This is a genomic window from Escherichia sp. MOD1-EC7003, from assembly GCF_002965065.1.
Lineage (GTDB): Bacteria > Pseudomonadota > Gammaproteobacteria > Enterobacterales > Enterobacteriaceae > Escherichia.
Map to the genome: position 1 here is coordinate 42,368 of NZ_PTRE01000134.1, position 25,155 is coordinate 67,522.

22 protein-coding genes and 1 pseudogene are annotated in these 25,155 nt (G+C 46.5%); 16 read left to right on the forward strand and 7 right to left on the reverse strand.

The genetic code is table 11. The features are described from left to right. Positions 1 to 29 precede the first annotated feature (29 nt). The 11 genes and pseudogenes from A7090_RS20425 to A7090_RS20470 all read left to right on the forward strand — a co-directional run bounded on the left by A7090_RS20425 (position 30) and on the right by A7090_RS20470 (position 7,474). Entirely contained in the window at positions 30 to 494 is a 465-nt protein-coding gene (locus A7090_RS20425) for a hypothetical protein (RefSeq protein WP_001697568.1), read from the forward strand. A gap of 144 nt (positions 495 to 638) precedes the next feature. Further along, positions 639 to 860, forward strand: a complete 222-nt coding sequence (locus A7090_RS20430; RefSeq protein WP_001697569.1) for a type II toxin-antitoxin system Phd/YefM family antitoxin — start codon at positions 639 to 641, stop codon at positions 858 to 860. Next, positions 860 to 1,240, forward strand: a complete 381-nt coding sequence (locus A7090_RS20435; RefSeq protein ID WP_001697570.1) for a type II toxin-antitoxin system death-on-curing family toxin — start codon at positions 860 to 862, stop codon at positions 1,238 to 1,240. The genes A7090_RS20430 and A7090_RS20435 overlap by 1 nt, the downstream gene beginning before the upstream one ends. Before the next feature lie 4 nt (positions 1,241 to 1,244). Continuing rightward, entirely contained in the window at positions 1,245 to 1,424 is a 180-nt protein-coding gene (locus A7090_RS20440; RefSeq protein ID WP_001697572.1) for a hypothetical protein, read from the forward strand. A 27-nt stretch (positions 1,425 to 1,451) separates the two neighbouring features. Continuing rightward, entirely contained in the window at positions 1,452 to 2,495 is a 1,044-nt protein-coding gene (locus A7090_RS20445; protein WP_105275346.1) for a DUF968 domain-containing protein, read from the forward strand. Positions 2,496 to 2,583: 88 nt separating this feature from the next. Continuing rightward, a complete protein-coding gene (locus tag A7090_RS20450) occupies positions 2,584 to 3,036 on the forward strand; it encodes a late promoter-activating protein (protein WP_001326849.1) in 453 nt (150 codons plus the stop codon). Positions 3,037 to 3,121: 85 nt separating this feature from the next. Beyond that, positions 3,122 to 4,315: a hypothetical protein gene (locus A7090_RS20455; RefSeq protein ID WP_053287785.1), complete on the forward strand. Its 1,194-nt coding sequence runs from the start codon at positions 3,122 to 3,124 to the stop codon at positions 4,313 to 4,315. Further along, the gene (locus tag A7090_RS20460) at positions 4,315 to 5,799 is read left to right on the forward strand and encodes a hypothetical protein (protein WP_000124155.1); all 1,485 of its coding nucleotides are present in this window, start codon (positions 4,315 to 4,317) and stop codon (positions 5,797 to 5,799) included. The genes A7090_RS20455 and A7090_RS20460 overlap by 1 nt, the downstream gene beginning before the upstream one ends. Positions 5,800 to 5,882: 83 nt before the next feature. Further along, positions 5,883 to 6,113: pseudogene (locus A7090_RS27150) on the forward strand (ash family protein); the annotation flags it as partial. A 24-nt stretch (positions 6,114 to 6,137) separates the two neighbouring features. Further along, on the forward strand, positions 6,138 to 6,359 hold the full coding sequence (locus tag A7090_RS27155; protein ID WP_000201261.1) for a host cell division inhibitor Icd-like protein: 222 nt from the start codon (positions 6,138 to 6,140) through the stop codon (positions 6,357 to 6,359). Continuing rightward, positions 6,356 to 7,474: a phage antirepressor KilAC domain-containing protein gene (locus A7090_RS20470; protein ID WP_024235726.1), complete on the forward strand. Its 1,119-nt coding sequence runs from the start codon at positions 6,356 to 6,358 to the stop codon at positions 7,472 to 7,474. The genes A7090_RS27155 and A7090_RS20470 overlap by 4 nt, the downstream gene beginning before the upstream one ends. Before the next feature lie 32 nt (positions 7,475 to 7,506). Here the strand turns inward: A7090_RS20470 and A7090_RS20475 are convergent, their stop codons facing one another. Both A7090_RS20475 and A7090_RS20480 read right to left on the reverse strand, forming a co-directional pair. Beyond that, positions 7,507 to 8,358, reverse strand: coding sequence for a phage repressor protein C1 (locus A7090_RS20475; protein WP_000611666.1), 852 nt, complete (start codon positions 8,356 to 8,358; stop codon positions 7,507 to 7,509). Positions 8,359 to 8,468: 110 nt separating this feature from the next. Beyond that, positions 8,469 to 8,678 carry a hypothetical protein gene (locus A7090_RS20480; protein ID WP_000874156.1) on the reverse strand — a complete coding sequence of 70 codons (210 nt, stop codon included), beginning with the start codon at positions 8,676 to 8,678 and terminating at the stop codon, positions 8,469 to 8,471. A gap of 604 nt (positions 8,679 to 9,282) precedes the next feature. On the opposite strand from A7090_RS20480, the gene A7090_RS20495 reads away from it, so the two are divergent. From A7090_RS20495 to A7090_RS20515, 5 genes are all read left to right on the forward strand, one after another. Continuing rightward, entirely contained in the window at positions 9,283 to 9,504 is a 222-nt protein-coding gene (locus A7090_RS20495) for a hypothetical protein (RefSeq protein WP_000542336.1), read from the forward strand. 7 nt (positions 9,505 to 9,511) lie between these two features. Continuing rightward, positions 9,512 to 10,543: a site-specific integrase gene (locus tag A7090_RS20500; protein WP_000067530.1), complete on the forward strand. Its 1,032-nt coding sequence runs from the start codon at positions 9,512 to 9,514 to the stop codon at positions 10,541 to 10,543. A 50-nt stretch (positions 10,544 to 10,593) separates the two neighbouring features. After that, a complete protein-coding gene (locus tag A7090_RS20505) occupies positions 10,594 to 10,905 on the forward strand; it encodes a hypothetical protein (RefSeq protein WP_001224236.1) in 312 nt (103 codons plus the stop codon). Between the two features lie 247 nt (positions 10,906 to 11,152). Further along, positions 11,153 to 11,713 (forward strand): Ref family protein, encoded by a 561-nt coding sequence (locus tag A7090_RS20510; protein ID WP_000848373.1) that lies wholly within the window; start codon positions 11,153 to 11,155, stop codon positions 11,711 to 11,713. A 188-nt stretch (positions 11,714 to 11,901) separates the two neighbouring features. Further along, on the forward strand, positions 11,902 to 12,543 hold the full coding sequence (locus A7090_RS20515) for a maturation control protein (RefSeq protein ID WP_071678703.1): 642 nt from the start codon (positions 11,902 to 11,904) through the stop codon (positions 12,541 to 12,543). Between the two features lie 75 nt (positions 12,544 to 12,618). Here the strand turns inward: A7090_RS20515 and A7090_RS20520 are convergent, their stop codons facing one another. From A7090_RS20520 to A7090_RS20540, 5 genes are all read right to left on the reverse strand, one after another. Beyond that, the gene (locus A7090_RS20520; RefSeq protein WP_001697581.1) at positions 12,619 to 15,531 is read right to left on the reverse strand and encodes a type III restriction-modification system endonuclease; all 2,913 of its coding nucleotides are present in this window, start codon (positions 15,529 to 15,531) and stop codon (positions 12,619 to 12,621) included. Positions 15,532 to 15,533: 2 nt separating this feature from the next. Then, positions 15,534 to 17,480 (reverse strand): site-specific DNA-methyltransferase, encoded by a 1,947-nt coding sequence (locus tag A7090_RS20525; protein ID WP_032190829.1) that lies wholly within the window; start codon positions 17,478 to 17,480, stop codon positions 15,534 to 15,536. 145 nt (positions 17,481 to 17,625) lie between these two features. Then, entirely contained in the window at positions 17,626 to 17,874 is a 249-nt protein-coding gene (locus A7090_RS20530; RefSeq protein ID WP_000747846.1) for a hypothetical protein, read from the reverse strand. Beyond that, positions 17,871 to 18,311, reverse strand: a complete 441-nt coding sequence (locus tag A7090_RS20535) for a hypothetical protein (RefSeq protein ID WP_000224043.1) — start codon at positions 18,309 to 18,311, stop codon at positions 17,871 to 17,873. Before A7090_RS20535 ends, A7090_RS20530 begins: the two co-directional genes overlap by 4 nt. Positions 18,312 to 18,344: 33 nt before the next feature. After that, on the reverse strand, positions 18,345 to 25,112 hold the full coding sequence (locus A7090_RS20540; protein ID WP_105275347.1) for an N-6 DNA methylase: 6,768 nt from the start codon (positions 25,110 to 25,112) through the stop codon (positions 18,345 to 18,347). Positions 25,113 to 25,155: the final 43 nt, after the last annotated feature.

Here is a 25,155-nt window from a genome sequence, read left to right on the forward strand (position 1 = left end):
TTAAAGATCTGGCATTAGGTAGAGATAGCATGTTTCTTCATATCAATCCCGATTGGGCATCAGCTATTGCGGCATTTGGGTCAGCAATAGCTGCTTTTATTAGTTTGCGCACAAGTAAAAATCTTGGATTATTCGATAAGGAAAAATTTTATAGTGAAGCATTGATAAACTTTGCTGATAGGGCAAATAAAATAGCAACAGGAAAAGCTGGATCAGACTGGGATGTTAATGACGCAAGTAATATAATTCTTTCACTAAATGCCGCAAAAGAAACTATTGAAAGTGCGCCAAAACCTATTCGAGAGAAACTAAAACAATATTACAAACATAATCTTTGCCATGAGATCATAACTGAATTAGAGGCTCACTCTCCCCCAGATTCAGTAATTGTAAGAGAACCATCAGAGTATGAAGGCAAGATCATGGGATTGTGGGATGAGATTAAAATATTTCTGGGTTATACAGTGGTATCAGAAGCAGACCTTGAAGATTAAAGTTTGGTGTGACCACATCATTTCATCAATGATGCCCGAAGTGGGGAGTTTGACGATTGTCCGGTGATTTAAGCTGCAAAGTGCTGGTGCTTTATGCTTGTGAAGTTTATAATTGTGTACACATAACGAGTACACGAGGTGTTTATGCAATCCATTAACTTCCGTACCGCGCGCGGCAACCTTAGCGAAGTGCTCAATAATGTTGAAGCAGGGGAAGAGGTTGAAATCACCCGCAGAGGCCGTGAGCCAGCAGTAATTGTCAGCAAGGCTACTTTTGAAACCTACAAAAAAGCGGCGCTGGATGCTGAATTTGCATCCCTGTTTGACACCCTGGACTCCACCAACAAGGAACTGGTTAACCGATAATGAGGCATATATCACCGGAAGAACTTATTGCGCTTCATGATGCGAATATAAACCGCTACGGCGGCCTGCCGGGAATGTCAGATCCGGGTAGGGCTGAGGCCATTATCGGGAGAGTTCAGGCCAGAGTTGCCTACGAAGAGATCACCGACCTTTTCGAAGTCTCCGCCACCTACCTGGTGGCTACAGCGAGAGGGCATATATTCAATGATGCCAATAAGCGTACCGCGCTAAACAGTGCGCTGCTATTTCTACGCCGTAACGGGGTGCAGGTATTTGATTCACCAGAACTGGCAGACCTTACCGTAGGGGCTGCGACCGGAGAGATATCTGTATCTACTGTCGCCGCCACGTTACGTAGATTGTATGGTTCTGCGGAGTAGATTAATGGCACGTAAATACAACAAATTGTCCCGTAGAGCGTTAAAGATGCTTCTTGATGGCGTGAGTCGCCGCGAGGTAAAGCAATACCTGGTTGGTAAGCAAATTGGTGCCAGGACCGCTATTGCTGTGTTATGCCGTCAGGAAATGGTTGTGCTTAAACAGAAAATGCCGGGCAGCAGATAAAGCCAAATCAGTGATGAAAGGTGTGATGTGAAAGCCGTAATTACTCCCTTTGTACAAAAAGAGCTTGGCGTCGCCATATTCAAAGTGGATCAGGAAGTCAGAAAGCTGGTGGAGGCTGGCCGTAAATTTATTATGGAGCCGGTGCCGCGTGAGTTAATCGAGCACATGGACGACGGCCTCGTTGTTTCCGAGCAAACTATGGCAACAAATGAGGCGTTGCAGCCGTTTTTTAACAGCGATGAACTGTTTCGCCGTATTGGTGGAATTGACGCGCTGGTGGCGTGGTTGCGCAGGAAAGAGGGGCAATGCCAGGCCGCAGATCGTAGCTGGTGTGACAACCATATTGTCCACGCTGAACGAGACAACAGCGCGGTGTTGTTGTGCTGGCATCACGATAATCATTACCGGATGCGTGGTTTTAATGAGCTGAAAGAAACGCTGCATAATAATCGCGTTAACTGGATACTGGATGTCGCTCGTCAGGAAATGGGCCTTTCTGATGGTCATGATTTAAGTATTCAGGAGCTGTGCTGGTGGGCTTTCATGCGCAACATGATCCACCTCATGCCGGAAGAAGTCTGCCGTATATCAATAAATAAGGTGAGGGCTGCAACGCAGGATAGCGGACCTCTGAAAGAGGCGGATATTCGCCCGTATGACGATCGCGCTACAGCATATGTTCAGATGATGGAAGAACGCGCCGCGCCGATGCGTGCAAAAGTATGCCCTGTGGATGTTGACTCCGACCCTGGCATGGCGCATTTCAAAATACCAAAACTGCAATCGCTAAAATTACCTGAGTACATGGACTTTGTTGCTTCCCGTCCATGCTGTGGGTGTGGAGCTGCGGGAGCTGGCGCTCACATTACGCCTTATATCGTTCGTCATAGTCGATTATGCGCGCATGACATTTACGCAATTCCTCTGTGCCAGTCATGCCAGCGTGATATTGAGCGTGACCGCGATAATTGGGAGAAGACGCACGGCAGGCTGGCGATGCATCAACGATTGTTCTTTGATTACGCGCTTGGAGTCGGCGTTATCACAAGTCACTCGTCGAGCGTTAGATAAAATTGCTCTAATGTATTGCTATTTCTTTAATCGAGGGTATTATATTCGTCGTTGATTAGTTGACATGGGCTAATCAGTAGGTGACAGGATGTTACTTAACTGGCAGGGACGCCACTTCATGGAAATAAATCACTCACGAATTACATCGTATGAGATTGCGGATTACATGATCCGCACTAAATCTCTTCTATCAGCGAAAGAACTCGCAGCAATCCTTGAAAAGGAATACCCGCATCTGGATGTCGATAAGCGCGATGTTTATCTGCGCTTAAAGGCTATCGCTGTGTCTAAGTATTCGTCTGTTTTGATTGATGACAGTACACGCCCACGTAGATTTCAGATCCACTCTCTGAATCCTGAATTCTTTCGCCGCAGCCGCGCTCCGCGCCGGTTTGATGAAAAACTCCAGAACGAACTCTATATGACGCAGGACGAAAAGGAACGCCGGGAGCACCAGCCTTGGGTAATGGCGCGTCAACTTTTCAATAAGGTGGCCCGTCAGCACCGTCATTACGGTAATGCCACATCCGCACGTATCTGATTGATTGCTTGCCCGTTCCGGGCCTTTTGACATGTGACTTTCGTTACCCTCGCGTCAAAAAGAGTTTTTACGAAAGGAAGCATAAGTGACCTGGGACGATCACAAGAAGAATTTTGCTCGCCTGGCGCGAGATGGTGGTTACACCATCGCACAGTATGCCGCCGAGTTTAATCTTAACCCTAATACCGCACGTCGTTATCTCCGTGCCTTCAAAGAAGACACCAGGACAGCGGACAGCCGCAAGCCAAATAAGCCAGTCAGGAAGCCACTAAAAAGCATGATCATTGATCACTCTAATGATCAACATTCCGGTGATCACATTGCGGCTGAAATAGCAGAAAAACAAAGGGTTAATGCCATTGTCAGTGTCGCAGTCGAGAATGCGAAGCGCCAAAATAAGCGCATAAATGATCGTTCTGATGATCATGACGTGATCACCCGTGCCCACCGGACCTTGCGTGATCGCCTGGAACGCGACACCCTGGATGATGATGGTGAACGCTTTGAATTCGAAGCTGGCGATTACCTGATAGATAACGTTGAAGCGCGGAAGGCCGCGCGCGCTATGTTGCGTCGGTCCGGGGCCGATGTTCTGGAAACCACTCTTCTGGAAAAGTCTCTTTCTCATCTCCTTATGCTGGAGAACGCCAGGGATACGTGTATTCGCCTGGTGCAGGAAATGCGCGATCAGCAAAAAGCCGATGATGAAGGTACTCCGCCTGAATACCGTATCGCGAGCATGCTAAACAGCTGTTCCGCGCAGATAAGCAGTCTGATCAACACCATTTACAGCATCCGGAATAACTATCGAAAAGAAAGCCGGGAGGCGGAAAAGCACGCTTTGTCTATGGGGCAAGCTGGCATTGTTAAGCTGGCATACGAACGAAAGCGTGAAAATAACTGGTCAGTGCTGGAAGCAGCTGAATTTATCGAGGCGCATGGCGGGAAAGTGCCGCCCCTGATGCTGGAGCAAATCAAAGCCGATCTGCGTGCTCCTAAGACCAATACCGATGATGAGGAAAGGCAAACTGCCGTCGGTGGTCCTTCTCTTGAAGATCTGGACAAAGTTGCGCGAGAACGGGCCGCCAACCGCCGCGCCGATGCCGCATTGTGGATTGAGCAGCGTAGGGAAGAAATCGCCGATATCGTTGATACAGGCGGTTATGGAGATGTTGATACTGAAGGTGTATCAAACGACCCATGGCTGGAACAAGACCTGGACGAAGACGAGGAGGAAGACGAAGAAGTTACCCGCAAGCTATACGGGGATGATGATTAATGGCCAGAAGTTGCGTAACGGATCCACGTTGGCGCGAGCTGGTGGCGCTATATCGTTATGACTGGATTGCTGCCGCTGATGTTTTGTTCGGCAAAACACCTACCTGGCAGCAGGATCTGATTATTGAGTCTGTGCAGGAACAGGGTAGCAAGACATCTGTTTCGTCTGGTCACGGTACCGGGAAATCAGACATGACTTCTATCATGATCATGTTGTTCATAATCATGTATCCAGGTGCCCGTGCCATTATCGTTGCGAACAAAATTCAGCAGGTAATGACCGGTATATTCAAGTACATCAAGATAAACTGGGCTACTGCCACCAGCCGTTTCCCATGGCTTGCTGATTATTTTGTTCTGACAGAAACCGCTTTCTATGAGATTACTGGTAAAGGTGTATGGACTGTAGTACCGAAGGGCTTTCGTCTGGGAAGTGAAGAAGCTCTCGCCGGTGAACACGCAGATCATCTTCTGTATATTATCGATGAAGCCTCCGGTGTCAGTGATAGAGCTTTCGGTATCATCACCGGTGCTCTTACCGGACAGGATAACCGCATCTTATTGCTGTCACAGCCTACACGCCCAAGCGGCTATTTCTACGATACACACCATAAACTGGCCAAGCGTCCTGGTAACCCTGATGGCGTTTATACGGCGATCACGCTTAACAGTGAGGAATCACCGTTGGTAACGCCAGCATTTATCAAAATGAAGCTGGCGGAGTACGGCGGGCGTGATAACCCTATGTACATGATTAAGGTACGCGGCCTATTCCCTAAATCACAGGATGGCTTCCTTCTTGGACGTGATGAGGTTGAACGTGCAACGCGGCGGAAAGTCAAGATTGCCAAAGGATGGGGCTGGCTTGCATGTGTGGACGTTGCTGGTGGTACGGGACGGGATAAGTCCGTTATCAATATCATGATGGTGTCCGGCCAGCGAAATAAACGCCGTGTAATCAACTATCGAATGCTGGAATACACAGACGTTACAGAAACGCAGCTTGCCGCCAAAATTTTCGCAGAATGTAATCCTGAGCGATTCCCCAATATCACCATAGCGATAGACGGCGATGGCCTGGGTAAAGCAACGGCGGATCTGATGTACGAGTATTATGGTATTACCGTACAGCGTATACGCTGGGGTAAAAAGATGCATAGCCGTGAAGATAAGAGCCTGTACTTTGATAAACGTGCTTATGCCAATGTTCAAGCCGCAGAGGCCGTAAAATCTGGTCGTATGAGACTGGATAAGGGTAATGAAACTATTGAGGAAGCGTCGAAAATCCCTGTAGGGATTAACTCCGCAGGTCAATGGAAGGTGATGAGTAAGGAGGATATGAAGAAAAAACTCAACCTGCACTCACCAGACCATTGGGATACATATTGTTTCGCTATGCTGGCGGATTATGTTCCCCAGGATGAAGTGCTTAGCGTCGAAGACGAAGCGCAGGTTGATGAAGCTCTGGCATGGCTTAATGAATGAATATTTGCTCTAATAAATTGTGTTTTTTAGCTACCGATGTTACATTGAACCTGACCTCTTGCGCCTTGTGGCATTTTCGGTTTATGCTTATCAGACACCTCATTAAAACGGGTGCCGGGATTGGCCTCCCGCTTAAGTCTAAGGCGATACAGACGCCGCTCGCGTCTTTTTTTGTATCGGCGTACACGCACACCTCTACAATGGTGGGCTGTATGGGGCTACCTTCGGGTAGGCTGGTTACCTTGGACGCCAGTAAGGCCAACTCCGTACAGTCCACCGCCAGCAAGATTGGTCTCTTCTGCGGTGGTTACATACCAACGTCTAAGGAGGCTGCCAATATGGCTACTATCCCTACCCCAACTCATCCTGAATTTATCTGGCGCTTTTACTCCTGCCAAAAACGTCACTATCACTTCGTTATTGCACCAACAGAAGATGAGGCCCGCTCTCAGCTTCCTGACGCCCCATGTATTTTCTCTGCCCGTTTTTCCACTGATTCACGCAATTCTCTCAGTTACTGGTGCCTCCCTGTTAACGCTTCTGCTCAGGAGGGACTATGAGAACGTCATTAGTCACCCGTGAAGAGATGATCGAGGCAATTGAACAGCACACTGCCTGTATCAGTACCAGGGATATACCAGGCGTTATTGCCAACTACTTCATGATCACCAAACAACTTTACCGGAGAAAGGACAAGAACGCGGTTCACCGTATCCTGTTGTCTGATATCCGCGAATACCTGCTCGAACAGGGTCATCTGAATTACGCAACCGTCGCAGCCGAAGCACGCAAGGAGGCACACAGAATGAAAGCAACTAACGTTAAATCAGAAAAAATTCATGCACCTTCAGTTCAGGAATCGGAGCTGGTGGTTGTTCAGAATCAGTCTGATGAAATTCCCGTTCTGGAATGGCAGGGAGTGCGTGTAGTGACAACCGAGACTCTTGCTAGAGGGTATGGGACAGAAACAATCCGTATTCGCCAAAATCATCATGAGAACAAAGTACGCTTTGTTGAAGGGAAGCACTTTTTCAAAGTTGAAGGAGAATCATTGCGCGAGTTGAAGCACAGAGTAGCTTTAAACTACTCTGTAAAAATTGCTCGCAATGTTCGCTCACTCACCCTCTGGACAGAACGCGGCGCAGCCCGCCACGCTAAAATGCTCGAAACCGATCAGGCATGGGCATTCTTTGAAAAACTGGAAGACAGCTACTTCCGACAAAAAGAACAGCAACCGATCGCAATCCCCCAGACGCTTCCTGAAGCCCTACGCCTGGCTGCCGAACTGGCTGAACAAAAGCAACTTCTGGAACAGAAAGCCCACCAGCTAAATCAGCAGCTGGTGGCCGCCGCTCCTAAAGTCGATTTTGCCGACCGGGTATCAGTAGCTAAAGGGATCCTGATTGGGAATTTTGCAAAGGTTGTTGGACTTAAGCAAAACGCGCTGTTTGTCTGGTTACGGGAGAACGGCATCCTGATAGCGTCCGGTGGACGTAAAAATGTGCCGTTCCAGCAGTACATCAACGCGGGGTATTTCACGGTGAAAGAAGTGGTGCTGGATGATGAAGATGGCTACCAGATACGGTTGACGCCTCAATTAACGGGTAAAGGCCAGCAGTGGTTGACGCGTAAACTGCTCGATGCTGGCTTGTTAAAACCGGTGGCAGCTGAATAATGGAAGAATGCCCGGTTGATGCCGGGCATAATTTATTGCGCGCTTTCGGGGTTGTCGTTTACTGGCTGCCCCTTCTTGGTTTTACGGCTGCGCGTAACTGATGCGGCTGACTTAACCTTTTTCTCTTCGCGAGTGATGGCAATTTGTTTTTTTACATTTTCAATATCTGCCAGGCGATATATTTTTGCTTGCGGCCAGCGGTCGCAGATGATCGGTTCTATGGAGTCATAAAGGCTAAATTTTGCTTTTTCGAATTCACCGTTGATGATAATTCCATCACGGAGAGTTTCATCGCAGATAAACACGCCACACAGTGGCACATGGTAACTAACTGATTTACCATCATTGTAGTTAGGGCTACTGGAAATGTAGTGGACGCGCAGCATTGTTTCGCTAAAGCCGTGTACGCGCATACGGAATTTTTCATCCTCCGGGTACTGCCTCATTAGCTCTTTTGTTGCTTCCAGGTTCTCTATGTATTTCGCACTGTGCTCATTGATCCCCGCGCTTTTTTGGATGCGAATGTCCTTATCAATCAGATGAATAATGCGGCCAGCGGTCATGTTGACGCTGTTCACAGCTTCTGTCTGATAAGTTGTAACCTTGCGCACACCGCGAAGGATGTTAGGCACTGGATATAAAATAGTCTTTGGGATATTGAGGTCTGGGTACTGTTCCAGTTCCCGCGCCATTAAAGTCCATTTATCAATTTCAGCCTGAATGCTGTCAGTTTCTTTGAACGGTAGAACGACAACCGGGCGTACAGGACGACCGTCGCTGGCTGTATCAACGTGTTGGGCGCGTGCAACGGCTTTTTTTAGAAAGAGATCCCTGAAGCTGACGAACTCCTGGTACAGTTGTTCGCCGTAGACATAATTTATCATTGATCCTCCTCCAGAATTGACATGGTCAATAACGCCCGGCTGAGAAAACCGGTCATTACTGACCTATATTATAGAGGGATCAAACAAAAATAATAGATTTATTAGTGCATTTATTGTGAGTCTAACTGGTTAGTTGCCATGAGATATTCGATTGTGTCAGTGAGGTCATCCAGGTCGTCTTGGGTGATGCGGTACTCCTGATTGGATATCTTTGAGTAGTGTTCAGCAATGGCGCGGGCAGCGTCGGTTTCGGCAGGGTCTACAGATAAAGCGTTAGAGCAATGTCTAACGTCGTCGATGGTTGGTTGAATGAAAGCCATAATTATGCCTCACTGTATTGACAACACAGAGCCTGAAGCTCTGACCTACTGTTTCACCCATGATCCATGCTGGGGTAATCTAACAACATTGCGCTGTGTGTAAGATGAGCAATGCATAGCTGTAATGCCGTTGTATAAGGTTTCCCTGTTTGCTCATTTCCTTCTGAGCCGCTCTACAACGCTGAAGACACATTAAATAGTGAATCCAAAGTCGTATTACGTAACGTCGGCAAAACTATAATTTATTAGAGCAATTGTCAAACAACTATGAAAAACAATCCAGTTTTTAGCTGGTGGAGTGGGATTTTTCTCTCAAAATTTATTGCTCTAATAATTCTTGATTTTTATGCGCAGCTGGACGTAAACTCCTCTTCAGACCTAATAACTTCGTATAGCATACATTATACGAAGTTATCTTAAGGGTTATTGAACATGATCAATTTACCTGTAAATCCATACAGTTCAATACCTTATCAGGTCAAATAGTGATCACTTGATCATTTGATCAAGGTTGCGCTACGTAAAATCTGCGAAATGTTGGCAGTGTTAGTGCTCCAGATTTCGCGTAGCGCACTTAGCACCACCAATCAATCAGAGGTGAAAAATGGGATATTCAGCTGCTAAAGTGTCCACTCATCTTGAGCTTGAGAAAAACCGTGGTTACTGGCGGGCAAAAGGGTTTGATCGTGATAGTTGCCAACTGTCATTATCGCGCGGTGAAGAGAAAATAGAACGCACGCGCGGTCGCTGGCGTTTCTATGACGAGAACCATAAACAGGTAAAGGCAGAGCCAATCCTGTACACTTTACTTAAAACTATTATCTGAGTGTTAAATGTCCAATTTACTGACCGTACACCAAAATTTGCCTGCATTACCGGTCGATGCAACGAGTGATGAGGTTCGCAAGAACCTGATGGACATGTTCAGGGATCGCCAGGCGTTTTCTGAGCATACCTGGAAAATGCTTCTGTCCGTTTGCCGGTCGTGGGCGGCATGGTGCAAGTTGAATAACCGGAAGTGGTTTCCCGCAGAACCTGAAGATGTTCGCGATTATCTTCTATATCTTCAGGCGCGCGGTCTGGCAGTAAAAACTATCCAGCAACATTTGGGCCAGCTAAACATGCTTCATCGTCGGTCCGGGCTGCCACGACCAAGTGACAGCAATGCTGTTTCACTGGTCATGCGGCGGATTCGAAAAGAAAACGTTGATGCCGGTGAACGTGCAAAACAGGCATTGGCGTTCGAACGCACTGATTTCGACCAGGTTCGTTCACTCATGGAAAATAGCGATCGCTGCCAGGATATACGGAATCTGGCATTTCTGGGGATTGCTTATAACACCCTGTTACGTATAGCCGAAATTGCCAGGATCAGGGTTAAAGATATCTCACGTACTGACGGTGGGAGAATGTTAATCCATATTGGCAGAACGAAAACACTGGTTAGCACCGCAGGTGTAGAGAAGGCACTTAGCCTGGGGGTAACTAAACTGGTCGAGCGATGGATTTCTGTCTCTGGTGTGGCTGATGATCCGAATAACTACCTGTTTTGCCGTGTCAGAAAAAATGGTGTTGCCGCGCCATCTGCCACCAGCCAGCTATCAACTCGCGCTCTGGAAGGGATTTTTGAAGCAACTCATCGATTGATTTACGGCGCTAAGGATGACTCTGGGCAGAGATACCTGGCCTGGTCTGGACACAGTGCCCGTGTCGGAGCCGCGCGAGATATGGCCCGCGCCGGAGTTTCAATACCGGAGATCATGCAAGCTGGTGGCTGGACCAACGTAAATATTGTCATGAACTACATTCGTAACCTGGATAGTGAAACGGGGGCAATGGTGCGCCTGCTGGAAGATGGCGATTAGCCGTTTATTTGCAACTGATTGCTCTAATTATTTGATATTTATGGTGACACATGCGGAAGGATTTCAAAATAGACGGAAAATATGTGGTGCTGTCTGTAAGCTCTCAAATTCAGTCACCATCTGTCATTGTCACCGTAAAGTTGAGCGATAGGATGCCTGATATCGACTCGATATCTGTTGCGTTCCCCGTTAAAAGCATGCGGAGTGCTGAACATTTTGTGATGAATGCAACGGAGGAGGAAGCGCGGCGCGGGCTTACTAGAGTGATGGTGGAATTTGGCGAACTCCTGGGTAAGGTAAACAATGCCCTTTCAATCAGTTCAGCAAGATCCAAAGCGTTAACAGCTTCCATGATGAAATAAAAAAAGCCTGGCAAGGAGCCAGGCTGCACAAAAGAGCGGGTTTGTATTCCGCATCCAATCAATCAAGAAGGAGTATAGCACACAGGTACTGAAGTGAAAAAATGTGATTAGCGATTAACAAAATACCTACCATTGCTCTAATTGATTGCTATAATTAAGCCGCAGTTTTTGTCAACTACGAAGACGTTGCCATTACTTAACTCCTTGACATCATTGGCGGCCATTAGGCCGCCTTTTTTTTTGCCATATGAAAACAATCGAACAAAAACTTGAACAGCGCCGCGAGTGGCAGAAGGCAGCCAGAGAACGAGCGATCGCTCGGCAACGGGAAAAGTTGGCTGACCCCGCCTGGCGAGAATCGCAATATCAGAAAATGCGGGATTCTATCGACCGCCGTATCGCTAAACAGAAAGAGCGCCCACCAGCCAGCAAAACGCGGAAAAGCGCGGTAAAAATAAAATCTCGTGGCTTGAAGGGGAGAACACCAACGGCGGAGGAACGGCGCATCGCCAATGCTCTTGGCGCTCTCCCCTGCATTGCCTGCTACATGCATGGAGTAATATCTGGAGAGGTATCTCTGCACCATATCTCCGGTCGTACCGCGCCGGGTTGTCACAAAAAGCAATTGCCCCTTTGTAGATGGCACCACCAGCATGCAGCACCGGCTGAAGTAAGAGAAAAATACCCCTGGCTGGTCCCTGTTCATGCCGATGGTGTGGTTGGAGGCAAGAAAGAATTCACCTTGCTGAACAAGTCAGAGATGGAGTTGCTGGCTGACGCCTATGAGATGGCAAACATCATGCACTAATAAATATATTATTTTTAATCTGAAATAATTGACAACTGACAAGTGACTTCAGTCAGAATCATCACATGCCCGGTACGGATGGATCCCTTTTCAAATATTCCATGGACGGCACAGTCTGAGTACCGGGCGCTACCTTCAGTTGTATTGCTAAGCCGCCGCTGGTGGCTTTTCTTTTTTGTAGGGGCGCTATGGATAAGAAAATATGCGTTGTTTCGATGAGCGTCGGCAAACCGGCGTCAATGACTGCCGCATGGATCAACAATGAGCTAATAATGGCTGAGCGGACCAGCTACCCTGAACGCCGCCGCGATATGGAACTCCAGCTGCTGCGCGAATTGCGAGAAAAAGAGGAAAAGGGTTTTATCGTGCTGGTGGAAGAGGAAAACAGCTTTATTACCGGTCGAGTTGGCCAGCGTGTAAGGTTGCGTGATCCCTTCATGAACGGTAGACCGGTACTGATTGAAGCAATGCAGATTTACAAGGAATTGGAACGCCAGAAAGCGATCAAGTTACCGCGCAAGGAATCCGGCAAATACATCCTCCACCAAAGCATCTTCGATTCCGAACATGACAAAAAAGGCGATGAATTTTTCAACATCAACTGGAGCGAAATAACGACAGAGCACGTTCTGACGTTGTTATGCTGCTTCGCAACGGAATACAACAACGTTGCAAGCTCCGACTACATCAGGGCAATGGCTGGAGAAGTTGAGCCACGCCAGGAACCATCGTTACTAAGCCCACTGATTAACATAATTCGCGGCACACAGAGACTTGCGGAAAAAAGCGTTCCACATGGAATCTTAACTGGAAAGGGAAACTATTTTTAACGACCTGAGCGCCACTTCTTTCAGGTCGTGTTGGATGTCATAAAAAGGAGGTTTTCACCTCCTTTTAAACTGGAATTATGGTAATGCGCTCTTGATTAACTGATAAATATCATCATTAGCAAACTGCGTTTTGAATTCAACTTTAACAGACTGACTTATTTGATTGAAAAGCGCCTGGGCATGTTCAATTTTCTTTTTTTCTTCAAGCCGTAAACTATCCTTACTATCTACGTTTTTTGTTTCAATGATAAAGTTAAGATAATCACCTTCTGCTGTTTTTACAACATAAGCAAAATCGGGTGAGTAAGTGTATCCACCAGCTACCGGGATCTTAATAGAATTCTTCGGTATCTTTGAAAAAACAACAACAGACTGGATCTCTCTATCTGTTATATTACGCCTTTCAAGCTCTGAATCATAAAAAACCTCTTCAAAAAGATAAGTATCTAATGGTGCTTTTGAATTATCCTGTAATACACCAAGATCACTTGATAATACCTCGTCTAGAGGCTTACCATCAGCATTTGTGAACTTTGTGGGATGAATTGAACCCGAAATCAAATTATATCCGAGGCTGAATTTGTTAAACGAATTGTTCAACAAATACTTACTAAAACCAGATTTAATTTTTCTGATTGTTTGAATATTCAGGTATTCAGTGATATTAATAGTGTCTTTTATATCACAAAAAACTTTATGTAAAGTATCGTGTTTAACAAAAATAGTCTGTGATAAGTTATCGAGAAACTCTCGATAACTCATTGTGTTTAGCTTAGCAAAGTCATCGTCATCACTAACAATGCTTTTCGACATTGCCATATCATTGTGGATGTAAATTTTATCAATGCGAGTATGAACGCCTGATTTGGTAAATCGTTCTGTTTCTTCGAGCATGAATGACTTGAAAATGGATAAAAACTCATTTTCACTGTTTATTTTGTACTCAATCACCGCTTTTTGATTGATTAATTCCCATAGTTCTTTCAGCTCACTGAACTTACCAACACGCATTTTAGTGCGTCTTTTTCCATCAGTAGCTTTTTTGATTTTACCTGGTTTCACTCCTATAGGGAATGCTGCTGGATATTTGGATTTTAAGCGGCTGTAGGCATCTGAATCTTTGAAATTATCATTTTCATCAATGATTTCATCATTGAAAAGTTCATTCATTAGTGCTCTGGATGAAAGCTCAGGATACTGAGCCCTGATTTGTTCCTTAAGCTCTTGAGTAAACTTACTTGGAACCCTTTCTTTGAAAGAACTCTCATTGACCTCTTTAACAAGTGAGTCAACAAAATCCTTTTCTGTAAAATCGACATAATATTTAAGGGTAAAATTGCGGTCTTTCACTCGACACATGTATTCATTCACAGGAAGACGCAAACCGCGCCCTACCTCTTGAAGCTTGGATGTGGTACTACCGCTCGAACGGAGCTTACAGATCTGAAAGACATTAGGATTATCCCATCCCTCGCGCAACGTCCATTTGGAGAAAATGAAACGACGTGGATTATCTAAAGACAGCAAAAGCTCTTTGTCATGAAGGATTTCGTTGATTTCCTTCTCGATTTTATCATCCTTATCACTGTTATCTTTTGAAAAATAACCGCCATGAACGGAAGATATATCTTTAACTGTTTTTTCAAGATAGTTACTATAAAACTCATCTTTTTCTATTTTTAACAGTTCATTAGCTTCTGCCAAAACATATTCTTCGAACTTAGCTTTCAAACTTCCGGCAATATTATTACCGTCACGATAACCTTCAATATCATCAATAAAGAAAAGAGTAAGAGGCTTTATGCGTGGCCTTTGTGTCAGAAACTCTTTTTCTAACTTAAAGTGTTCTTTGATAGCTTTCCTCATCATGCTGTCAGCAAGTGTCTGATCGTAAGAATAGGGGTTTATTGAGCAACCAATTTTTAGCTCAATACCATTACTCAACACTACTGTATTCTTGCCTAAGGCATCAAGAGTTAAATCGTGAATAGCACTATGTGTCTTAGATAGAGATTCACCTTTTGTTAACTTAAATAAAGTTTTCTTGTTATTTTCATTTAGCTCAAATGTAACTTCTTCCCCATCAGATTTAATGAACTTTAGGTTGGCGTCACCATCACCAACAATATCCTCAATGTACGCATCAATACCTTTAACAAGGTCTTCATTAAATGCATCCACAGCTGTAAGTCGATAAACTAAATTCTTATAGCCTTCACTAAAGGTCGCACCGTAGCGGATAATATATTGAGCATTAAACTTCTCTATATTTTCCCATGTCTTTTTACCAGTAGGAAATTTATGTGGTTCATCAATGATAATGAATGGTTTTACCGCACCAAGAGCTGAAAAGGGAGAATCAAAATGATTGTCAAGCAAGCCAACATCATAAGTGGAATTTAAATTCTTAGAGTGAATCATTCCCGTGTTAATAACAAGAACGTGTATATATTTCTTATTGAAATTACTAGCTTCAACAAAATCATGTATAGCTTGAGGCATATACGATTTTGTGCTTTTACCGGCATTTTTCTGACTTTCAACAACGTAAGTCTTTATTTCACGCTCATAATCATCTCTAAAGTGTTCTTTTAACGCATCGCTTTTCAAAAAGTTCACTGTTCCAGCTTTGATCGATAGAGTAGGAACAATAATGATAAACTTATTAATGCCAAATGATTTGTTCAGATCAAAAATTGTTTTAGTGTAGGTATACGTTTTACCTGTACCTGTCTCCATAGAAACATCGATTACGTTGCTTCCAGCATCGTAATTATTTTTTACATGTTCAATACCATTGAGTTCCTGAACTTTTTTTATATTTTTATAGTATTGCTGTTCAGTAAGCCGTAATTCTGGATTAACTAACAGGCGAATAGAAACATTATCCTCCTGATGAGATGTCGCGGAAACAAAAACGTTCATCACCGCATCGACACCTGCTTTCTGATGCGGTAAGTTCTTTTCGAATGTGAACCCTTTTGACATGATTAGTTCCTTACCACTAAATCTAACTCAATAGATTTTTTGTTAGCATAACTTTTTAGCGCCTCATTAAGCTCCCTTTGTTTTGCACTTTCAAAGTTACAACCATAAAACACGACTTTGTTTGGGGCAAAATCTTCATCTGAATCCAGCTTTTGGAGCAACGCTTTCAATGCTTCGCTAGTAAAATTAGGTGCAATCAAATACAGACGGCCATTGCAAAAGTGTGCTGTATAGCCACTAAGATCAACATCTTCAATAGGTGTTGTTAACAAGCTACCATCATATACACACCATGTAGTCAATAGGGCATCATACTGTTCAGGCGTTAATACCGCATCATCAAAGAATGTATGATTAGTGAGCGTAAGTTCAGACTCAACTTTTGCTCTAAAGTCATCAATAGTATGAATCACTTTGAAACCTATTTTAGCCGCATTATCACTTGTGGTTGTGCTTTTTTTAAATACCTCCTGTATCCTTTTTTTTGTTATTTCAAAAATAGATCTATAGCCAAGAGAATAGGCATTCTTTGTTTTATTTATAACTTCATCTTTTTGTATGCATATAAAATTCCTACAGCCTGAATCTTTTTCATTTAAATATGCAACAGCTTCTGCTGTCGTACCAGAGCCAGCAAAAAAGTCAAGAACTAATGAATCCTTTTTTGTTCCTATTTTTACAAGATCGGTTATAAGAGGAACAGGTTTTGGTCCTTCAAATAATTTTGCACCTAAAAGATTTTTAAGCTCAGTTGTCGCCGTGCTTGTACTATATTCAGGTTTATACCAAATTGATTTTGGCTTTTTAGTTGGTAGCTCTCCAAGAGCAGGCCGCTGTTTTTTATAGATATTTTTACCATCTTTTATATCTATTACTATTAGATTATAAAATTCATCATTTATTTTTTTCTTTCCCCACGACCATGAAAGCTCTTCACCCGTAGGGCTTACTGGGTAAAGTACATAGTCATCTTCGTTAAGAGGTTTATCATCATCTGTTACATAAACCTTATTTTCTGAATTGATGAATACCGGAAACCAACCTTTTGGTCTTGATTTTCTAGAAGCATCTTGGCCAGTACGCTTTAATGTATCAGCTCTTTTAAATAGCCCATATTCATCTTCATCCCACTCTTTTTCAACTTCACTTTCATCAATATCGAATTGCCCCAAACTACAAACATCTTTGTTTTTAGCGTATACATATATATATTCATGCGTATCTGAAAAGCCAAAGTTATCATGATTGCCTTTGAGATTCATGATTGTAGGGAGTTTTGCAACAAAATTACCTTGCCCAAATACTTCGTCGCATAATAATCCCAACTGTTTATCTTCGTTATCGTCTATGGAGATGAATATTACTCCATCCTCTTTTAAAAGTTCACGTGCAATATAAAGACGAGGATAAATGAATGTCAACCATGCACTATGACTGCTTGAACCCTTGGTGGTAAATTCAAGTATGCGGTTAGCCTCATCAAGCTCGATACCTGCCAGTTCAGAAAGCTGTTCTGGTGTAAACTTGCGATCATCGTTATAGACGAATCCATCTTTACCCGTATTGTATGGTGGGTCAATGTAAATCATATTCACCTTTTCAGCATAAGCATTAACCATATGCTTCAATACTTCGAGGTTATCCCCTTTGATTAACAGGTTTTGACTGTTCTTGTTCTCTTCTTGTTGGTTATGTGTTTTATCTTCTGCCAACAACGTTTTCGGTGGTAGATTGGCCAACAAACGGGCATAAGATTTACCCAGCCAGTTTAAACTGTATGATTCTTTAGAGAGTTCAACCTCCGATGCTCTAATAATCTCAAGCAATTTTTCTTGAATGAAGGCTCCGTTTTTATCAAAACACTGTGGGAAATTAGCTTTCAACACAGCCAGTTGCTTGCTGTTAGCCGTTTCTACTTCGGAAAAAATCGTTTCTTTTTTCATATCCATTTTAAACCAGATCATTTAGCAACAAAGCGCCGCCTCCCCAGCCCGTTAGAGCCAGAAGTTGTGGCACTATCACTATCTATATGTTTGAAGAATCGTGCTTCTTTGAGCGATGCTCGGTGAGCAAACAGCCATAATTTGGGGAAGTTTAATCCGCATTGAGAAGCAATGCATTATCTATGATGATCTGCTCCCATTCTTCGAATGCCCGGTCACGGACGCCCTGGGGAACGCTGTTAGTTTTGAAATCGACGACCGTCCGCCATTTTCCGTCCGGACGGTACATGCGCAGAGCTTTACTTCCCCCTTCCCTGCGCACCTCAACGTTATGCTTGTCAGCAAACTCTTGTAATGCTCGTAGCGTCCCATGCTTTACTGTGTAGTATCGCTTTTTCAAGTTTTCTCTCCAGCCTGTGCCAAGGCTTCAACTTCCAAATCGTAAGACTCAAACTCATAGTCCTGGTCGTCAACTTCTTCAGGCACTGGCAGTAAATGCCAGGCTGAGTATATCTGACCATTATCAAAACGCTCCTGGCTGTAGAGCGTCGCGGCTATGAGTGTTAGCGCCGGGCGGTCATAACGGTAAATTTTGCGAACGTCACGGTCAACGAGACGACCGAAATTACCATAACCGCGCTCCAGTAATAATTTTTTAATTTCCGGCCAGTATGGACCATAGCTGCGGTACAGGCGGGGATTTTTCAGTAATCGCCCGCGTAGCCCTGACAGGAAGAAATCAACGTATTCGTCTTCTGTCTTTCCTAACAACGCTGTACGGAGTACCGCCTCAAGATATGTTTTATTCGGTTTTATTGTATCAGATAGTGTGGCCATATTATGCGACGCCCGGCGAACCGGGCGCTCCTGTTATGCGTATTGTTGGATGACGGCCAGAACGTCCGCCACGTTGTGTTTTGTCTCGATAATCCACCAGTTACCCGGGAAATCGCTGTTCTTCGCCTTCGCTGGCAGCCAGCGAGCGCCGAATTTCGCCTTGATTGCGTCTTTCGCACGGAAAAGAACGCCTTTCATGCCTGAGGCTTCCTGAAGCCCAAATACCTCGCCAGCGGCGAATTTTGGTGCGTACATCATCTTCAGGTCGGCGGTGGATACGCGATAATTCAGACCAAGAGACTGAGCTATGCTGGTGGCATCACCCTGTATTGATGATAACTCTTCTTGTTTCTCGTTTCTGGCGGCAATCTCTTCCTCCGTGATGTTGCCAAGGGCTAGGTTTATCCGATCAGCGTCGGCCTGTTTCTCTTCATCGGTGCGCCCGGCAAGAACCGTGTTAATTCTCTGCAATATCTCCACATGATTCTTGCGCATGCTGAGCAATTCCGGCGTAACCTCGTTAAGATCCACCAGCCCAAGGATGGCAAGGTCGGAAAACATTGATACCAGGTTGTAGGTCATGCGATAGCTGAGTTGACCATAGGCTGATGGCAACTTCACCGCATCCATTTGATAGGCATCCATAAATTTAGAGCCGTCGTTTACGACATCCGCTATTGCAGGTGTGATTTTCCCTGTGGTGGCGGCCTCCCTGATTGCTGTTACCCACGATTGAGTCAGCGCGGCGACTGCATGATTCAGATTGGCTTCCCGTTCTGCTGCGATGCGCGCGCTTGCTGCGTCCATTGCCTGCTTGATCTCGGCTTTATTGCTGTAAATGCCAATGGTGCCAAACTGTGCTGTGGTGATCTCATAATCTGACGCCCGGAACTCATTGGTACCGAAAATGGCATTGGTGACTTCAAGTTCAGAATCCCCGTTACGAGTAGCCCCCTGGCTTGTTTTTTCCGGCATTCTGGCGATCGCATCCGCTATTTTCTCCTGAATTGCTTCAGGGGATAGCGTATCTCCGTATGACGCGATTACATCGCCATAATTGGAGCCAAACAGTTCAACCAGGAATGTTTCTGCCGAACGGATCTGGCGGTTATTCCCTTCCGACATCATACCAAGCACCCATTTTGCAATTGACGACTTCAGCGCGCCGTCACGGCGATTCGGGTAAACCGCATGCTTCAGTGGGTCCGTATAGGTACCAACAAAATCGATGCTATAGCCTGACTCTGTAGTCTGAACGCCGTATGAGTCAGTGATTTTGATCATGCCGCGCTGCTGGAAACGGTAGAAATCGTCACAGGAAATGATGTCGTTAATCCCGGCGATGGAGACGCCACCACTGATTTTCTGCATAACAGCATCTTCATCGGGAGTTACATCAACCTGTTTATCCAGCGTCTTCACATCCCAGTTACCCGATTTGGTGCCTTTGAAGGTAAAGATGATCTCCACGTCTGCGCGCTGGCTGTCGAAGTCCAGCGACTTAATGCGAACGATATCACCGGCACAATCATAGTATTGGCCTACACGCCATGAGCGATCGCCGATAACAAGGAACTCATTCGCATGGTTAACCAGATCAGGATCAACATCCAGAATGCCTTTATTTATTGCATCCTCCACCAGCGGGCGCAGGCGTTTGATATCCGTCGCGGCCTTCTGAGTACGGTTCAATAATTTCTCATAGCGGGAGATGGCCTGAGAGATATTAGCCTTGCGCTGAATGGCGCTTTTCAACGACGCGCGATACTGTGCTAACAACATACGGTCTGTGTGATGGACGCTACCCCAGCGGGCTTTCCAGTCTGCGTTATCAGCTGCTTTGGCCATTACCGCCTGTTTGAATTTAGCTACCTCGGCGGTGGTCTTTTCAAGTTCCGCTTTGCTTCGCTCCAATTCAGCGGTAAGTACCTCCACATCCTCACCAGCTGCGTGCTGCGCCTTGATGTAGTTCTGAAGGTCGATAGTAGCCTGTTCTTTCTGGCGAGCGCGTTTCGCAGCTTTCGCCTTATCCATTTGAACCTGCATCATTGCCAGACGTTCGCCGTCATCCTTCGCGGTATACATCTGCATTTCGATCATGTCATTGGCGTCGGCGTTCTCCATTTCTGACTTATCTGAACGGAGGATATCGGAGATCCAGCCTGCTTTACGCTTCAGCGTCTTCAGTCGGTATTCATCGAAAGACCCCTTGCCGCAGTAGTAGTGAACGCGAACGCTTGCACGGTTGGAGCCAACTCGTGCACCGCGACCGTTACGTTGTGCGATGCTGGCTGGTGTCCATGGCAACGTCAGATGATGGATGTCAGTCGTTCCTCGATGCAGGTTGATACCCACCTCTGCCTTTTTGTTGCAGATGATGATCGGAGTCCGGCCCTCCTGGAAGTCGGCTGCAATCTTTTCCAGACCGCCCAACGACATTTCATTTTGCTGCGCGATATAGGCGTCATACAGAGCCATTTGCTCGTTGTATTTCGCTATCTGTGCATCTGTTGGTTCATCCGGTAGCTCTTTCGGCGGTTTAACCGCTTTCAGTTTCTTACCGGTTTTACCTGCCTCGGCAACCGTCTGAGCATTCAGGATCCCCACCTTTGAAGGTTCAAGGTTTAGAGCATTGCAGATAATGCGCTTGAGCTTCTGGTGCTGCGTTTTTTCATCGGTGAAGATGATTTGCTTACCTTCCGGGAAAAACTCCTTCAGCGTGGCGATCAGCTTCGCGTATTTCGGCGTAACGGGGTGAGTTACGGTCTGTTCGTCAATGCCAAACCTGGCCAGGCGCTTATTCACTTCCTGCTCGAACGCTTCCGGAACCTGCAACTGAATAAACTCGCCCTTATCTATCAGGGAGTATTGCGATTGCTGCGTGATTGAATCATCACTGTCGTCGTCTTCGCTGGTGGCTTGTTTAGGCAAACTGTCCGCCAGCTGCTGCACCGCATCGGCGTACTCCGGCAGGAAACGATAGGTGATCCGGCGATAGTACAGGTCCATGTCAGTACATACGCGGTCCATATCCCTGATTATTGAGAAGATCGGACGGGCTTTCTCGTGCTCAATCACGCCGTCTTCATTGACCGAGGTCGTTACGCCATTGTTGGCTTTGGCCGCCGCTTCCGCCTGCTGACGCAATTCTTCATACGCCGCCAGTTGTTCTTCAGTAAGTGGTGCATCCTGCTGGTGTTCGTCCAGCTCCGGGATCTCCACGGTATCCTTAACGTCTTCCGCCGTTTTAAGCGTTACCCAGCGATGGAATATACCGCGCAGCGCATCAAGGTTTTCAAAGCCCACCAGCGCCATTTTTTCTTCAACTTCACCGCTAATTTTCTGTACCGTTTCCAGCCTGGTCTTGCCGAAGAATTTAACGAAGTCATCAGGACCGTAGATCCCCATGTTCTGCCAGTATTCCTTCGGCAGAACATGAGAAAGCATGTTGTATGCATCGATCGGGGTGTTAACGACTGGCGTTGCAGTCAGGAGAACCGGCCCGCGCCCGCCATTCTTTTTCATCAGGTACGCGTTTTTAATTGCCATATCTCGCGCCGATTGCGCCACCGCGCTGGTGGGCAGATAGGCCAGTTGTGACGCTTCGCGACCATTTTTATAGCTATTGCGGTAGTTGTGACCTTCGTCGGCGATCACACTATCGAAGCCCATATCCTCAAAGTACGGATACTTCTCTGCTTTTTCGGTGCCGGTATCTGAATACTCCGACAATACCCGGCGACGCGCGGCCTCTTTGCGGTGGGAGTCGGAGTCCATTGCGCTGGCTACGCGCCCGGCTGCAACGAAGTCATAAAGCATATCCTGTGCATGCTCATCTACGGTGTCATCACGTAGCGGAATGCGGGCGTATTGTTCTTTGGTAAACACGACTGCACGGTAATTTGAGTGCGGGATCGCGTTCATCCGCGCCGTGATAGTGGCTTCATCTGCCAGCTTAAGAGCATCGCGCATAACTGGAGTGCCATCAGTACCAAGAACAGGTTTACCGTTCTCATTGAGCACCGGCACCTGGCGAATCTGATCGCCATCCATCAGCACATCAAGACCGACGAACAAGTAGTTACTGAATGCCTCTTCACTCAGGAATTCTTTTGCTTCGTAATACCAATTTTCCAGCACTGATTTAGGCACTACATACGCAGTACGGGTAGAGCGACCGTTCTCATAGTTGAACGCCTCAAGCGCCAGCGCGGTCGTGGTTTTACCCAGCCCGGTGCCGAAGCCCAGGATGCCGCGCCCATCTTCGGACAGTCGGCGCACCTCGCTATTCTGGTAATCAAATGGCTGGCGCTTACCGCTTAATCCCTTCAACCCAAGCGGATCGCCAGAGTGTTCATACGGGATATTGCTATTGAACACATCGTTGTATTTGGCAACCAGCTCATCGTAGCGATCGTGCGTCTTGATCCACTTATTGAACTGGTCCTCAAGCAGTGCCATCTGCTCGCGGTAGCCGTTCGCCGTCGCGCTATCTTTGCCACCGATACGCGCACCATTGAGATACTTTTCCAGCTGTGCCGGGAACCCGGTCGCGTTTTCACCCGATTTACGGTCCCACTCGTAGCGGATCTCGCCTGTTTCTTTATCCTTGCGCTGGACGACACCGTATCGGTGCCCGACGAACAGACCATCACCACCGTGATAGGTGTCAGAAACCATTTCGTCGCCTTCCAGCTGCACTGACTGCACATAGCGAAGATCCGGATAGCCGTTTTCCTGCAAAAATTCCAGAATGACGGAACGGTCGAACCAACGGCTATTGAGCTTAAAGCGGATATTCTCTGCTGGCGTCTTGATGCGCTTCTCTTCGATCGCTGCCAGCTGATTAAGGACGTTGTTCTTTACTGGACCGTCGGGGAGTGTGGCAAGGAATTCCTGTTTTGGTGCCACTATCTCGTTAATGTCGCCGCTGGTGGCGCAGGCGAACGGAACAATCCCGCCATACGGTGAAACCGCAATGCCAGGGGTGCTGGCCAATAAATTAAGCAACTCGTCATCACTGGCTGGCAGTTCGCCGGTAAACGCAAGGCGGAAATCATCGAGCTGGATTGGATCGCGAGTGAGATCACTGTAGAGATAACGCAGGGTGTCCTGATAGCTGGTGGAGTCATAACTGGCGCTGGAATCATGCGTAACCAGTTTTCCTGTCAGCTCGTCAGAAATAGTGCCATCCAGCTTAATTGCACCACGGAAAGCAAACCAGGCGCGCGCACCGCTCCCCGATAATTTCGCTATCGGACCGCGACCGGGGTTACCAAAACGGTCAATCTCTGCCTGCAAACGGGATACCAGAGAAAGGCGCTGCTGTTCGATTTGTTCAGCACTATGCCCGGCGGCCTTCATGTCCTGATATTCAATTAACATCCGGCCAATCATCGCCCCGCGATACAAGCGTTCACGGTATTTTTCAGGCTGGCTGTTAATCCAGTCCACCAGCTGCACCATATCGTCGCTGATTGATGTGGTGTACTTATCGCGGACATTTGCCATCTGGGTAAATGTCATGCCGAGACGGCCTTCTGTTGTAGTCAGGTTACGCTGAAGAGCCTCCCAGCTATCCGCGCCATAACTGGCAGCATCGATCTTAAGTTCCTTCCCGGCATCAGCTTCAATCCAGCGACCACCAGCATATTTTTGCCATACGCCATTAATCAGGCGCATTTCCCCTTCACCAACAACGTCTGCGGTCGGTGACGGTTCAGCCATATCGAGCAAAGACCAGTCGATACGGCTTTCGAAACGATGAATCAGCTTCGCTTTAAGAGCCTGGTTATCAATCTGACCGTCGGCACGAACCTCAATACGCCCCTGGAAGCCCTTTTCCTGGGTGCCATGAACAAACCGGCGGCCGTCCTTTTCAAACCACTTGCCAGAAATAAACGTTGGCCAAAGCACATTTGCCGATTCGAGAGTGCTTTCATCCACCAGGGGGATTTTCTCAGCCATCTCTGCCGGATGTTTGCGCATCAGCACCACATCTACGACCGTACTGGTCCCGTTAGCGTCAAAAGTACCGGTAGGCAAGCGGTGGGCACCAAGAAATTCAGCTTTCCGTGATAGGCGCAGGCGTAACCGCTTCATGTTTGAACCTGAAACAATGGACGGCGGCACAATCACGCACATGAATCCGCCTGGCTTTATCTTGTCCAGCATGCGGAGCATGAAGTAAGAACCCATGTCCGTTTCTTCTGCGTAAGGCTTATCGATGTTGCGTGTGTTATCACGACCACCGAACGGAACGTTACCCACAACATGGTCGAATGAATCGTTAGGCGTGCTTACAGCCAGCTGTTCGAACGGGGAAATCTGTACGCTGTCTTCCGGGTGTAACAGCTGGTTTATACGACCGGAAACACTGCTGATCTCAGTCGCTGTCATCACCGTACCAACCGGTTTTGTCTCATTAAAAACGCCGGTTCCCGCCGATGGTTCCAGAGTGTTACCTACGTCCGCGCCGTAGAGCTTCATGATCTCCCAGACACCTTCAGCGATCGGCTTTGGTGTGTAATATTCGGAGACGGACCCGCCAATGCCGCCTTCGCCGGTGTACCCAGCCAGGATCTGGCGCTGTTCATCTGTCAGTGTCGCGCCGTCCACCAGCGAATTAAGCAAATCTATCGCCTTCTGATTCGCCTCCCGGCGTAGTCGGTCATAGCTTTTGCCTTCCACCTTTTCCACGCCGTATCTAATCGGCGCTCGGTGAGATGTTATTGCCCTAATGTATTTCAATATTTCGCTGACACTTGAACAGCGAAACACCCCTATAGATAGCTTGTTCATTGGTAATCCTTAACAAGTGACTAGTGTTAAATTCCGTTCAAAC